General features: G+C 70.7%; 12 protein-coding genes. 1 reads left to right on the top strand and 11 read right to left on the bottom strand.

What is annotated here, in order from left to right:
- Positions 1-171 precede the first annotated feature (171 nt).
- A complete protein-coding gene (locus ACFVFH_RS21105; protein ID WP_383770869.1) occupies positions 172-666 on the bottom strand; it encodes an NUDIX domain-containing protein in 495 nt (164 codons plus the stop codon).
- Between the two features lie 138 nt (positions 667-804).
- On the opposite strand from ACFVFH_RS21105, the gene ACFVFH_RS21110 reads away from it, so the two are divergent.
- Positions 805-1,923, top strand: coding sequence for a glycerate kinase (locus ACFVFH_RS21110; RefSeq protein ID WP_383770872.1), 1,119 nt, complete (start codon positions 805-807; stop codon positions 1,921-1,923).
- 164 nt (positions 1,924-2,087) lie between these two features.
- Here the strand turns inward: ACFVFH_RS21110 and ACFVFH_RS21115 are convergent, their stop codons facing one another.
- From ACFVFH_RS21115 to ACFVFH_RS21160, 10 genes are all read right to left on the bottom strand, one after another.
- Positions 2,088-2,615 carry an SRPBCC family protein gene (locus ACFVFH_RS21115; protein WP_383770874.1) on the bottom strand — a complete coding sequence of 176 codons (528 nt, stop codon included), beginning with the start codon at positions 2,613-2,615 and terminating at the stop codon, positions 2,088-2,090.
- 128 nt (positions 2,616-2,743) lie between these two features.
- On the bottom strand, positions 2,744-3,685 hold the full coding sequence (locus ACFVFH_RS21120; RefSeq protein ID WP_383770877.1) for an MASE1 domain-containing protein: 942 nt from the start codon (positions 3,683-3,685) through the stop codon (positions 2,744-2,746).
- Between the two features lie 208 nt (positions 3,686-3,893).
- Complete coding sequence (locus ACFVFH_RS21125; protein WP_383770880.1) at positions 3,894-4,736, bottom strand: PP2C family protein-serine/threonine phosphatase; 843 nt, start codon at positions 4,734-4,736, stop codon at positions 3,894-3,896.
- An 88-nt stretch (positions 4,737-4,824) separates the two neighbouring features.
- Positions 4,825-5,223, bottom strand: a complete 399-nt coding sequence (locus ACFVFH_RS21130; RefSeq protein ID WP_383770883.1) for a DUF6221 family protein — start codon at positions 5,221-5,223, stop codon at positions 4,825-4,827.
- Between the two features lie 250 nt (positions 5,224-5,473).
- Positions 5,474-6,331, bottom strand: coding sequence for a CDP-diacylglycerol--serine O-phosphatidyltransferase (gene pssA / locus ACFVFH_RS21135; RefSeq protein ID WP_383770886.1), 858 nt, complete (start codon positions 6,329-6,331; stop codon positions 5,474-5,476).
- Positions 6,318-6,965 (bottom strand): phosphatidylserine decarboxylase, encoded by a 648-nt coding sequence (locus tag ACFVFH_RS21140; protein ID WP_383770889.1) that lies wholly within the window; start codon positions 6,963-6,965, stop codon positions 6,318-6,320. Before ACFVFH_RS21140 ends, pssA begins: the two co-directional genes overlap by 14 nt.
- A 181-nt stretch (positions 6,966-7,146) precedes the next feature.
- A complete protein-coding gene (locus tag ACFVFH_RS21145; RefSeq protein WP_383770891.1) occupies positions 7,147-8,352 on the bottom strand; it encodes an acyl-CoA dehydrogenase family protein in 1,206 nt (401 codons plus the stop codon).
- Positions 8,349-8,882, bottom strand: coding sequence for a MaoC family dehydratase (locus ACFVFH_RS21150; protein ID WP_383770893.1), 534 nt, complete (start codon positions 8,880-8,882; stop codon positions 8,349-8,351). Before ACFVFH_RS21150 ends, ACFVFH_RS21145 begins: the two co-directional genes overlap by 4 nt.
- A gap of 2 nt (positions 8,883-8,884) precedes the next feature.
- Positions 8,885-9,904 carry an HpcH/HpaI aldolase/citrate lyase family protein gene (locus ACFVFH_RS21155; protein WP_383770895.1) on the bottom strand — a complete coding sequence of 340 codons (1,020 nt, stop codon included), beginning with the start codon at positions 9,902-9,904 and terminating at the stop codon, positions 8,885-8,887.
- Entirely contained in the window at positions 9,901-11,913 is a 2,013-nt protein-coding gene (locus ACFVFH_RS21160; RefSeq protein ID WP_383770898.1) for a protein meaA, read from the bottom strand. The genes ACFVFH_RS21155 and ACFVFH_RS21160 overlap by 4 nt, the downstream gene beginning before the upstream one ends.
- Position 11,914 lies beyond the last annotated feature (1 nt).

The following is an 11,914-nucleotide window of genomic DNA, read 5'->3' on the forward strand; positions in this document are numbered from 1 at the left end:
TCCGCTCTCGTGGAGTCCGGATGATGCCGGTCGCGCGTGCACGGTGGACCAATGGCACATGAACGCGGGTCCGGCCCCGTCGACCGGAGTACCAGGTGACGGCCGGTCAGCACAATGGGACACAACGGGAATACGGTGGGTGAGCGGCCGGGGGCTGTCCCCGAAGTGCCGTCAGCCGTCCGCCGGGTGGCCGTCCTCCAGCTCGGCCGCGCCCGCGCCGGAGTCGAGCACCTCCAGCGCCGCCCGTACGCGCCGCGCGAGAGGGCCGGGGAGATAACGGTCGATCTCCTCGCGCCCGACCAGTTTCCAGGACAGCAGCTCCTCCTCCTGGAGCCGGATCGACGCCAACTGCGCCTCGTCCAGCACCCCGCCGTCGTACAGATACGCGGCGATCGGCGGCCGCCGCGGGCTGCGGGCCCAGTCGACGGCGAGCAGCCGTCCCGGCGGGAGATCGAGCCCGATCTCCTCGGCGGTCTCGCGTCGCGCCGCCAGGCGGGGGCTCTCGCCCTCGTCGGACTCGATCGTTCCGCCGGGCAGGGCCCAGCCGTCACGGTAGTTGGGCTCGACGAGCAGCACCCGCCCCCGGCCGTCCCGGAACACGGTGGCGGCGGCGGCCAGCACCCGGGGGAGCCCCGCGATGTAGGAGAGGTAGTCAGTGGTGGTCACGCGGGCAGCGTAGTGGCAGCAGCGCGGCCGCCGGAGCGACGACGGCTCTGGGCAGCGGGTATCCGCTGCGGATAGGGTCGGGGGCGGCGCGACTGCCTGTTCGAAAGCAAGGGATGCAAGGTGGCGGACGGAGCAGTGATGGAGACCGCACGTGTGCTCGTCGCGGCGGACAAGTTCAAGGGCTCGCTCACGGCGGTGCAGGTCGCGGAGCGGGTGACGGCCGGGCTGCGACGGGTCGTTCCCGAGGTACGGGTCGAGACCCTGCCCGTGGCGGACGGCGGCGACGGCACGGTGGCGGCGGCGGTGGCCGCCGGGTTCGAGCGCCGCGAGGCGCGGGTGACCGGGCCGCTCGGGGATCCGGTGACCGCGGCGTACGCGCTGCGCGACACCACCGCCGTGGTGGAGATGGCCGAGGCCTCGGGCCTCCAGCACCTGCCCGCGGGGGTGTTCGCCCCGCTCACGGCCACGACGTACGGCTCCGGCGAGCTGCTCGCCGCCGCGCTCGACGCGGGGGCCCGGACGATCGTCTTCGGCGTCGGGGGCAGCGCGACCACGGACGGCGGCGCGGGCATGCTGGCCGCGCTCGGCGCCCGTTTCCTGGACGCGGACGGCAAGCCCGTAGGCCCGGGTGGCGGCGGACTGGCCGCGCTGGCGGAGGCCGACCTGACCGGGCTCGATCCGAGGCTGGCCGAGGTGGACCTGATCCTCGCCAGCGACGTGGACAACCCGCTGACCGGCCCGAAGGGCGCCCCGGAGGTCTACGGCAGGCAGAAGGGCGCGACCGAGCGGGACATCGCGACCCTCGACGCGGCGCTCGCCCACTACGCCTCGGTCCTCGGCCCGGAGCAGGCCGGACTGCCCGGCGCGGGCGCGGCGGGCGGCATCGGCTACGGGGCCATGGTCGCGCTCGGCGCCCGCTTCCGTCCCGGTATCGAGGTGATGCTGGACGTCCTCGGCTTCGCCCCGGCGCTGGCGCGCGCCACCCTGGTGATCACCGGGGAGGGCTCGCTCGACGCGCAGACCCTCCACGGCAAGGCACCTGCGGGCGTGGCGGCGGCCGCCCGCGCCGCGGGGATCGAGGTCGTGGCGGTCTGCGGCCGACTGGCCCTGCCGCAGGAGGCCCTGGCCGGGGCGGGCATCAGCCGCGCGTACGCCCTCGCGGACCTGGAGCCGGACCCGGCGGTCTCCATGGCCCAGGCGGGACCGCTGCTGGAGCGGGCCTCCGAGGCGCTCGCGCGCGACTTCCTGCTGCGGTAGCCGGGCGGGGCGCCCGCGCCGCGTGCCGCACGGTGGCCGGGGACCGGGCCGCCACGGCCCGTCCCGCGCCCGGGGACGGGCCACGGACGCGACGGCCCCGTCCGGAGGGATCCGTACGTCTCCCGGCGGCACCCGGCTCCGGCCCGGTGCCGCGGGCGGCCCGCTCATCGCACGGAGGGGGCCGCGTCCTGACCGTCCCCCGCGTCCTGCCCGGCGGACGGACCGTCCGGGGCGGGACCGGGGTCCGTGCCCGTCCTGTCGCCCAGCAGCTCCGCCAGGCACCGGAGCTCGGCAGGCAGGTCCCTGCGCCAGGCCATCGTCACGAGCGGCGCCAGTATGATCATGCCGCCGTCCAGATGGGGCTTGACCGAGACGGTGACCGTCGTCCCCCGCAGACCCGGACTCAGCCGGAACTCCAGCTCGGGGGAGTGGCGGCCCAGGGGCGTCCACATGCCCGCCCCGCGGAAGGCCAGATACTCGACGGGTGTGCTCGCGGTGCACCGGAGCCGGTGCGTCCGCCGTCTGCCCGGGAACTTGCAGGTGTACTCGTCACCCAGCGCGGTGGCGATCGGGCCCTCTATCACCCGGTCTATGCTGGACGACCATTCGGCCAGGTTCCGCGGATCCCGGAGGAACGAGAAGATCTCCCCGGCGGGCCGGGACACCTGGACCTTCGCAGACACATGGGGCATGGCTCCACCTCTTACGGCGCCCGTACGCCCGAGTTCCGGCGTGCGGTTGCCCTCGTCGCGGTGCCGTCGCCCCTCAGCCTGCTGCGGATCGCGGGTCCGCGCACCCGTCGCAGGACCGATGGAGTGATTCACGGATCCTGACGGGTCACTTTCCCGGCGAGTTGCGAGCAGAGCCGCTTGATCTCGCGGTATGTGCTGTTCCGCTCGGTGACGACCGCGGCCAGCAGCAGCGAGGTCAGCGCGATGGAGCCGATGAAGGCCTGGAGCGTGATCATGTTGGTGAGCAGGACGTGGTGGGCGAAGGGGCCGGTCATCCGCCCGGCCGCGAGGATCGTCAGCGTGGACACACCCAGCGCGCAGCAGACGGCACCGGCCCGCTCGAACCGGAACGCGGCCCAGATCAGGAGCGGGAACACGAGGAAGAGCAGCGAGGCACCGGCGATGTCGGTCACCAGCAGGGTGACGGCCACCGTGCACACCGCCAGCGCGGCCGCCTCCGCCCACCTCGCCGGTCCGACGTCGTACGGCCATCGGGCCCTGCGCAGCGCCAGCAGGAACGGGGTCACGACCATGACGCCCATGGCGTCGCCGGTCCACCACACCGACCAGGTGGGCCAGAAGTCGCTGGACCGCAGCGCCCCCGAGAGGACCAGGGCACCGGTGCCCGCGGTCGCGCTGATCAGCATCCCCGCCAGCGCGCCCAGGAAGACCAGGGCCAGGGCGTCCCGCAGCCGGTCGAGCTCGTTGCGGAACCCCGCCCGCCGCAGCAGCAGACAGGAACAGAGCGGCGCGACCGTGTTCCCGACGGCGATGACCAGCACGGGCAGCACGGAGGGCCCGATGGTGATGTTGACGGCCAGCGCGCCGAGAGCGATCCCCGGCCAGCTGCGCACACCGAGGACGAGCAGTGCCGCGAGGGCGATCCCGGTCGGCGGCCACAGCGGGGTGACCTGGCCGCGCACCAGCTGCTGGAGCAGCCCCAGACGGGCCGTCGCGTAGTAGCAGGCCGCCACCGCCAGGACCGTCAGGAGCTGGACCGCATGCCGCCGGAACCGTGCGCTGTCCACCACACCAGCATCAGACACCACACCGTCGCGTACCGGCGGAGCGGGCGCGCCGACAGTGTGCCGATGGCGGCGAATGGGGGAGATCCGGTGCATGCTCCTGCCCCTGTCCGTGCCTGTGCCCCTGTCCCCGCCCGGGGCCGTGGCCCTTTCCCGCGGCCGGTGCTCCTTCCTGTCCTCGCCCCTTTGGGCCGCGCCGGACGGGACGCGCTCTTCACGGCCCGTTCCCGCCGCCCCCTTCCGGTCCGCCGTCGTACCGGACGACCAGGACGGCGGCGTCGTCCTCGTGGCCGGTCAGGTCCGCCACCTCGATCACCCGCGCGGCCAGCTCGCCGGGATCGGCCCCGTCCGCCGAGCCGACCAGGTCCGCCACCGCGGCGAGCCCCTCGTCGATCGGGTACGAAGGCCCCTCCACGACCCCGTCGGTCACCAGGACCAGATACCCGGGCCCGAGCAGCCGCCGACGGGTCACGGGGTAGCGCTGGCCGCGCATGATGCCCAGGGGCATCCCGCCGGCGTCGACGAAGATGCCCGAGTCCCCGTCGTCGGTGCCCCAGACGAGCGGTACGTGTCCGGCCCGCGCCACGGACAGCTCACCGCTCTCCGGGAGGACGCTCAGCAGACAGCAGGTCGTGAAGAGGTCGCCGCCCAGCGAGATCAGCAGATCGTTGGCGCAGGACAGCACCTCACCGGGGTCGGCCGTGACGCTGGCGAGCGCCCGGAGGCTGGCGCGGGCCTCGCCCATGAAGGCGGCGGCCTCCACCCCGTGGCCCTGAACGTCGCCGATGGTGAGCGCCGCCACCCCGTCCCGCATCGCGAACGCGTCGTAGAAGTCGCCGCCGACGGCCAGACCGTCCTGCGAGGGGGAGTACCGGGCCCCGATCCGGATGCCCGGGAAGTTGGGCAGCCCGCCGGGAAGCATGTGCCGCTGAAGGGCCAGGCCCAGCTCGGCCCGAGCGCGCTGGAACCGGATGTTCTCCAGGGCCTGATCGACGAGACGCCCCAGTGTGACGAGGAGGTCCTGGGCGTTGTCCGGTGCGCTGCGGTGTCGGTGCATGGCATCCCTGGGCGGTCCGATACGCCCCTTCTGAAACCTTAGCCCTCCCGGGCCGTCCGCAGCAGGCAGGGCCGTCGGCCACCCGCGCCTACTGGATGAAGCGGGGGAGCCACCGGGCGCGGTACCCGGGATGACCGGCGTGTTCCGCGGCCAGCTGCCGGACGGCGAACCCCAGCCCCACGGCCCGGCCGGACCGGAAGTCGTGCTCGGGGCGGTCGGTGTCCAGACCGGCGACCTCCGCGTACTCGTCGAGCAGTACCCGGCTCGTCTCGATCCGGCGCAGCGTGCGCGCGGGGTCCTGGTCGGCGATGTGCTGGTCGAAACCGAGATTCCGCAGACTGAACGCGATGGCCCCGGACCGGTCGTGGACCTCGCCGGGTACGTCGGCCGGGCACCGCCAGCTGTCGCCGCCCGCCTCCAGCGCGATGCGCTCCTCCTCGGCGAGACGGGCCCGAACGAAGTCGATCATGTCGGAGTTGTCTGTCATCGGGGTTCCGAGTCCTTCGTCGTCATGGCCCGGTTCCCGGGACCGGGCCCATCGCAGGCGCCCGAAGAAGCCCCCGTTCCCGTGCGCCCCAACATACTGCGCCGATGCCCGTGGCCGGATCACCCGCGGCCCGGTGGCGCGGCAGGCCCGGCAGCGACGCGCGGAACGGCCGCCGGGGGGCCGCGGCGGATACGGGAAGGACCCGGGCGCTGGGGAGCACCCGGGTCCTTCTCACGCGTTGCGCGTTCCGCTACGGCAGCTGCGCCGTCCGTGCCTCGCGACGGTTGTCGCGGAAGGTGTTCACCCGCCGGGCGGTCGCGAAGAGCGGGATGACCGCTCCCAGCACCACCTGGAGCGCACAGCCGGTCTGGAGGAGCAGCTGGCCGCCGGGGGCGTCGAACGCCCATGCGGCGAGGAGCCCCATCGCGGCCACGATCCAACTGAGCATCGCCACCGCGAGGACGCCCCGCGGCTTCGGGTACTCGACCCGGCTGACCATCAGCCACGCCACTCCGACGATCGCGAGCAGCGTCGGCACGAAGGGCAGCTCCAGGAGCACGATCGAGACGACCGTCAGCGCTCCGAAGGGGCTCGGCATGCCCTGGAACATGCCGTCCTTCAGGGTCACGCACGAGAATCTCGCAAGCCTGAGCACCACCGCCAGCAGCACCACGATCGCCGCCAGCGCCGACACCCGCTGGTGCGCGTCGTCCGCGACCATGCCGTACACCAGGACGAAGTACGCCGGGGCGAGCCCGAAGCTGATCAGGTCCGAGAGGTTGTCCAGCTCGGCGCCCATCGGCGAGGAACGCAGCTTGCGCGCCACGAGCCCGTCGAAGAGGTCGAACACCGCGGCCAGGAGCATCAGGATCACGGCGGTGGCGGCGGAGTGCCGCGCCATGCCGCTCTCGTCGCTGCCCGTGAGGTGCGGGATGAGGATTCCGGTGGTGGTGAAGTACACCGCCATGAATCCGCACGTGGCGTTGCCGAGAGTGAGGGTGTCCGCTATCGACAGCCGCAGAGAGAGCGGCATGTCCTCGCCGGCGTCCTCCTCGGACTCCGACTCGGGCACCCAGCCGGCCTGGGTGTCGGGATCAATCACGGTCAATTCGAGTCACCCCCGCGGTGGTGGCCTGGCCTACCTCGACCGCGACGTCGACACCTTCCGGGAGGTAGATGTCGACCCGGGAGCCGAAGCGGATCAGGCCGATGCGTTCGCCCTGTTCCACCTTGGTGCCCTGCGGGACGTACGGGACGATGCGCCGGGCGACCGCACCCGCGATCTGCACCATCTCGATGTCGCCGAGCTCGGTGTCGAAGTGCCAGACGACGCGCTCGTTGTTCTCGCTCTCCTTGTTGAACGCCGGAACGAACCCGCCGGGGACGTGCTCGACCGAGGTCACCGTGCCGGCCAGGGGCGCACGGTTGACATGGACGTTCAGCGGGCTCATGAAGATCGCGACGCGGGTGCGCCCGTCCTTCCACGGCATGATGCTCTGCACCACGCCGTCGGCCGGCGAAATGACCCGGCCCTGGGTGATCTCGCGCTCGGGGTCGCGGAAGAACCACAGCATGCCCGCCGCGAGCGCGGTGGTGGGCACGGCGACCGCGGCCCAGCGCCCGGACTTGCGGGCGCGGGCGATGCTGAGCGCCGCGGTGGCGACGGTCGGGAGGAGCCACGGCGAAGCTCCGCGCGCAAGGCGGACCCCGCCGCGTGGTGCAGAGGTTTGGCTGTCGGGCATGGATGACCTTCGTAGCGGATGATGCCGCGCTGGCAACGGGGGACGGCGGCTTTTCCGGCGATGTTATCGGTTGCGGGCAACAACTGGGCAAGCCAGCAGCCGAGTCGGACGGCTGGAAGGCACCGGCCGAGGATGACAGGGTGTGATCTTCTTCGCGGCCAAAACGCCAGGAAAGGGACAATCACCCCTGGAACCGGTACTCCTCAAGGAGTCGGCGCCCAATGATCATTTTCTGGATCTCGGCAGTCCCTTCACCGATGAGCAGCATCGGTGCCTCCCGGTAGAGGCGCTCGATCTCGTACTCCTTGGAGAAGCCGTAACCGCCGTGGATGCGGAAGGCGTCCTCGACGACTTCCTTGCAGTACTCCGAGGCGAGGTACTTCGCCATCCCTGCTTCCAGGTCGTTTCGTTCCCCGGAGTCCTTTTTGCGTGCTGCGTTTACCATCATCGCATGGGCGGCCTCGACCTTGGTGGCCATTTCGGCCAGCTTGAACTGGATGGCCTGGTGCTGGGCGATCGGCTTTCCGAAGGTCTGGCGCTGCTGGGCGTAGGACACTCCCAGCTCGAATGCACGCTGTGCGACACCGCAACCACGCGCGGCCACATTTACCCGGCCGACCTCGACTCCGTCCATCATTTGGTAAAACCCTCGGCCGGTCGTGCCGCCGAGTACTCGATTGGCCGGAATTCGTAGCCCATCCATGATGAGTTCGGTTGTGTCGACACCCTTGTAGCCCATTTTGTCGATCTTGCCGGGAATGGTGAGGCCGGGCCGGACCTCGCCGAAGCCGGGCTCCTTCTCCACCAGGAACGTCGTCATCGACTTGTGCGGGGCGGTCCCCTCGGGGTGGCCTTCGTCACTCCGGCACAGGACGGCGACGAGCGAGGAGGTGCCGCCGTTGGTCAGCCACATCTTCTGGCCGTTCAGGACGTACTCCTCGCCGTCCCTGACGCCCTTGGAGGTGATCGCCGAGACGTCCGAACCCAGCGCCGGCTCGGACATCGAGAACGCGCCCCGCACCTCGCCCAGTGCCATCCGCGGCAGGAACGTGTCCTTCTGCTCCTGGGTGCCGTGCTGCTTGAGCATGTAGGCGACGATGAAGTGCGTGTTGATGATTCCCGACACGCTCATCCAGCCGCGGGCGATCTCCTCCACGCACAGCGCGTATGTGAGAAGCGACTCACCCAGACCCCCGTACTCCTCGGGGATCATCAGCCCGAACAGGCCGAGCTCCTTGAGTCCCTCGACGATCTCGGTGGGGTACTCGTCACGGTGCTCCAGCCCGGTCGCGACCGGAATGATCTCCTTGTCGACGAAATCACGGACCGTGGAGAGAATTTCCCGCTGGACGTCGGTGAGGCCGGCGGTCTGGGCGAGTCGCGTCATGGCTGCTTCTCCACGTTCTTCTGCGAGGGCTGGTTCAGCTCGGGGCGGCCCGGCTGCTCGCCGCCGCGCTCCTCGATGTATGTCTCGGTGGGGACCATCACCTTGCGGCGGAACACGCAGACCAGCGTGGCGTCCTGCTTGTACCCCCTGGTCTCCACGTGGACGATTCCGCGGTCGCTCCTGGATTTTGACGGGGTCTTGCCCAGAACGGTCGTCTCGCCGTAGATCGTGTCGCCGTGGAAGGTCGGCGCGACGTGTTTCAGCGACTCGACCTCCAGATTGGCGATCGCCTTTCCGGAGACGTCCGGAACGGACATTCCGAGCAGCAGCGAGTAGATGTAGTTGCCGACGACGACATTCTTTCCGAAATCCGTCGTCCGCTCCGCGTAGTTGCTGTCCATGTGCAACGGGTGATGATTCATGGTCAGCAGGCAGAAGAGGTGGTCGTCGTATTCGGTGACGGTCTTCCCGGGCCAGTGCTTGTAGACCGCACCGACCTCGAACTCCTCATAGGTGCGCCCGAACTGCATGATCAGACCTCCGGTGCTTCGAACTTGGAGGTGCGCTGCATTCCGGCCGCCCGGCCCTTGCCCGCGATCACCAGGGCCATCTTGCGGCTCGCCTCGTCGATCATCTCGTCGCCGAGCATCGCCGAACCCTTCTTGCCGCCCTCCTCGGAGGTGCACCACTCGTACGCGTCGAGGATCAGCTCCGCGTGGTCGTAGTCCTCCTGAGAGGGCGAGAACACCTCATTGGCCGCGTCCACCTGGCCGGGGTGCAGCACCCACTTGCCGTCGAAGCCCAGCGCCGCCGCCCGGCCCGCGACCTCCCGGTACGCGTCCACGTCACGGATCTGCAGGAAGGGGCCGTCGATCGCCTGGAGGTCGTGCGTACGGGCCGCCATCAGAATGCGCATCAGGATGTAGTGGTAGGCGTCCGCGCCGTACCCGGGCGGCTGCTGGCCGACCACCAGCGTCTTCATGTTGATCGACGCCATGAAGTCGGCCGGGCCGAAGATCAGCGTCTCCAGCCGGGGCGAGGCGGCGGCGATGTCGTCGATGTTCACCAGGCCCTTGGCGTTCTCGATCTGCGCCTCGATGCCGATCCCGCCGACCTCGAAGCCCATCGTCTTCTCGATCTGGGTCAGCAGCAGATCGAGGGCGACGACCTGCTGGGCGTCCTGGACCTTGGGCAGCATGATGCAGTCGAGGTTCTGGCCCGCGCCCTCGACCACCGTGATGACGTCGCGGTACGTCCAGTGCGTGGTCCAGTCGTTGACCCGTACGACCCGGGTCTTGCCCGTCCAGTCGCCGTTGTTCAGCGCGTCGACGATGGTATGCCGGGCGCCCTCCTTGGCGAGCGGGGCGCAGGCGTCCTCCAGGTCGAGGAAGACCTGGTCGGCGGGGAGGCCCTGGGCCTTCTCCAGGAACCGCGGGTTCGAGCCGGGCACGGCCAGGCACGAGCGGCGCGGACGCAGACGGGAGGTGCCGTCCCGCAGGGACGTCTCTCGCGGGTGGTGGGGGGAGACGGACGGGCGGTTGACGGCAGTCATGCGGGGACCTCCAGAGGGTCGAGCTTGTTCGCTTTCCGGATCTCGTCGACGATACGGCCGATGATCTCCGTGATGCCGAAGTCCTTCGGGGTGAACACGGCGGCGACACCGGCCCCGATCAGGGCCGAGGCGTCGGCGGGCGGAATGATGCCGCCCGCGATGACCGGGATGTCGGCGGCGCCCGCCTCGCGCAGCCGGGTGAGCACGTCCGGTACGAGTTCGGCGTGCGAACCGGACAGGATGGACAGGCCGACGCAGTGCACGTCCTCGGCGAGCGCGGCCGAGACGATCTGTTCGGGGGTCAGCCTGATCCCCTGGTAGACGACCTCGAAGCCGGCGTCGCGGGCCCGTACGGCGATCTGCTCGGCGCCGTTGGAGTGCCCGTCCAGGCCCGGCTTGCCGACCAGCAGCCGCAGCCGTCCGGTACCCAGATCGGCCGCGGTGCGGGCCACCTTCTCGCGGACCAGGGCCAGCGGGGTGCCCGCCTCCGCGGTCACCGCGACCGGCGCGGACGAGACGCCGGTCGGGGCCCGGAACTCGCCGAAGACGTCGCGCAGCGCCCAGGACCACTCGCCGGTGGTGACACCCGCGCGGGCGCACTCCACCGTCGCCTCCATCATGTTGTCGCTGCCCGCGGCGGCCTTCTTCAGCGCCGCCAGCGCCTCGGAGGCGCGGGCCTCGTCGCGGTTGTCGCGCCAGTCGTGCAGCGCGGCGACGACCTTGGCCTCGTTGGCCGGGTCGACCGTCATGATCGCCCCGTCGAGGTCCGCGGTGAGCGGGTTCGGTTCCGTCGTCTCGTAGATGTTGACGCCGACGATCCGCTCGTCGCCGCCCTCGATCCGGGCCCGGCGGGCGGCGTGCGAGGAGACCAGCTCGGACTTCAGATAGCCGGACTCGACGGCCGCCATGGCACCGCCCATCCGCTCGATCCGCTCCATCTCGGCGAGCGACTCGGTGACCAGCTCGTCCACCTTGGCCTCGATGACGTGCGACCCGGCGAAGATGTCCTCGTACTCCAGCAGATCGCTCTCGTGGGCGAGCACCTGCTGGATACGCAGCGACCACTGCTGGTCCCAGGGCCGGGGGAGCCCCAGCGCCTCGTTCCAGGCCGGCAGCTGGACGGCCCGCGCGCGGGCGTCCTTGGAGAGCGTGACGGCCAGCATCTCCAGGACGATGCGCTGGACGTTGTTCTCCGGCTGGGCCTCGGTCAGGCCGAGGGAGTTGACCTGGACGCCGTAGCGGAAGCGGCGCTGCTTGGCGTTCTCGATGCCGTACCGCTCGCGGGTGACCCGGTCCCAGATGCGGCCGAAGGCGCGCATCTTGCACATCTCCTCGATGAAGCGGACGCCCGCGTTCACGAAGAAGGAGATCCGCGCGACCACGTCGCCGAACCGCTCCTCGGGCACCTGGCCGGAGTCGCGGACCGCGTCCAGCACCGCGACGGCGGTCGACATGGCGTACGCGATCTCCTGGACCGGCGTGGCCCCCGCCTCCTGCAGGTGGTAGCTGCAGATGTTGATCGGGTTCCACTTCGGGATGCGGTTGACGGTGTACGTGATCATGTCGGTGGTCAGCCGCAGCGAGGGGCCTGGCGGGAAGACGTGCGTCCCGCGCGAGAGGTACTCCTTGACGATGTCGTTCTGGGTGGTGCCCTGGAGCTTCGCGGGGTCGGCGCCCTGTTCCTCGGCGACCACCTGGTAGAGCGCCAGCAGCCACATCGCGGTGGCGTTGATCGTCATCGAGGTGTTCATCTGCTCCAGGGGGATGTCCTGGAACAGCCGTCGCATGTCGCCGAGGTGCGAGACGGGGACGCCGACCCGGCCGACCTCGCCGCGGGCGAGGATGTGGTCGGGGTCGTACCCCGTCTGGGTCGGCAGGTCGAAGGCGACCGACAGACCCGTCTGGCCCTTGGCGAGGTTGCGCCGGTAGAGCTCGTTGGACGCCTCGGCCGTGGAGTGGCCCGCGTACGTCCGCATGAGCCAGGGGCGGTCCTTCTGACGGCCGCTCATC

Source organism: Streptomyces sp. NPDC057697 (assembly GCF_042799335.1).
Taxonomy (GTDB): domain Bacteria; phylum Actinomycetota; class Actinomycetes; order Streptomycetales; family Streptomycetaceae; genus Streptomyces.

Coding starts and splice junctions, on each gene's coding strand:
- ACFVFH_RS21145 (WP_383770891.1), bottom strand. CDS start 8,352: ATGACGCGACTCGCCCAGACCGCCGGCCTCACCGACGTCCAGCGGGAA.
- ACFVFH_RS21125 (WP_383770880.1), bottom strand. CDS start 4,736: ATGCACCGACACCGCAGCGCACCGGACAACGCCCAGGACCTCCTCGTC.
- ACFVFH_RS21140 (WP_383770889.1), bottom strand. CDS start 6,965: ATGCCCGACAGCCAAACCTCTGCACCACGCGGCGGGGTCCGCCTTGCG.
- ACFVFH_RS21110 (WP_383770872.1), top strand. CDS start 805: ATGGAGACCGCACGTGTGCTCGTCGCGGCGGACAAGTTCAAGGGCTCG.
- ACFVFH_RS21130 (WP_383770883.1), bottom strand. CDS start 5,223: ATGACAGACAACTCCGACATGATCGACTTCGTTCGGGCCCGTCTCGCC.
- ACFVFH_RS21155 (WP_383770895.1), bottom strand. CDS start 9,904: ATGACTGCCGTCAACCGCCCGTCCGTCTCCCCCCACCACCCGCGAGAG.
- ACFVFH_RS21160 (WP_383770898.1), bottom strand. CDS start 11,913: ATGAGCGGCCGTCAGAAGGACCGCCCCTGGCTCATGCGGACGTACGCG.
- ACFVFH_RS21115 (WP_383770874.1), bottom strand. CDS start 2,615: ATGCCCCATGTGTCTGCGAAGGTCCAGGTGTCCCGGCCCGCCGGGGAG.
- ACFVFH_RS21150 (WP_383770893.1), bottom strand. CDS start 8,882: ATGCAGTTCGGGCGCACCTATGAGGAGTTCGAGGTCGGTGCGGTCTAC.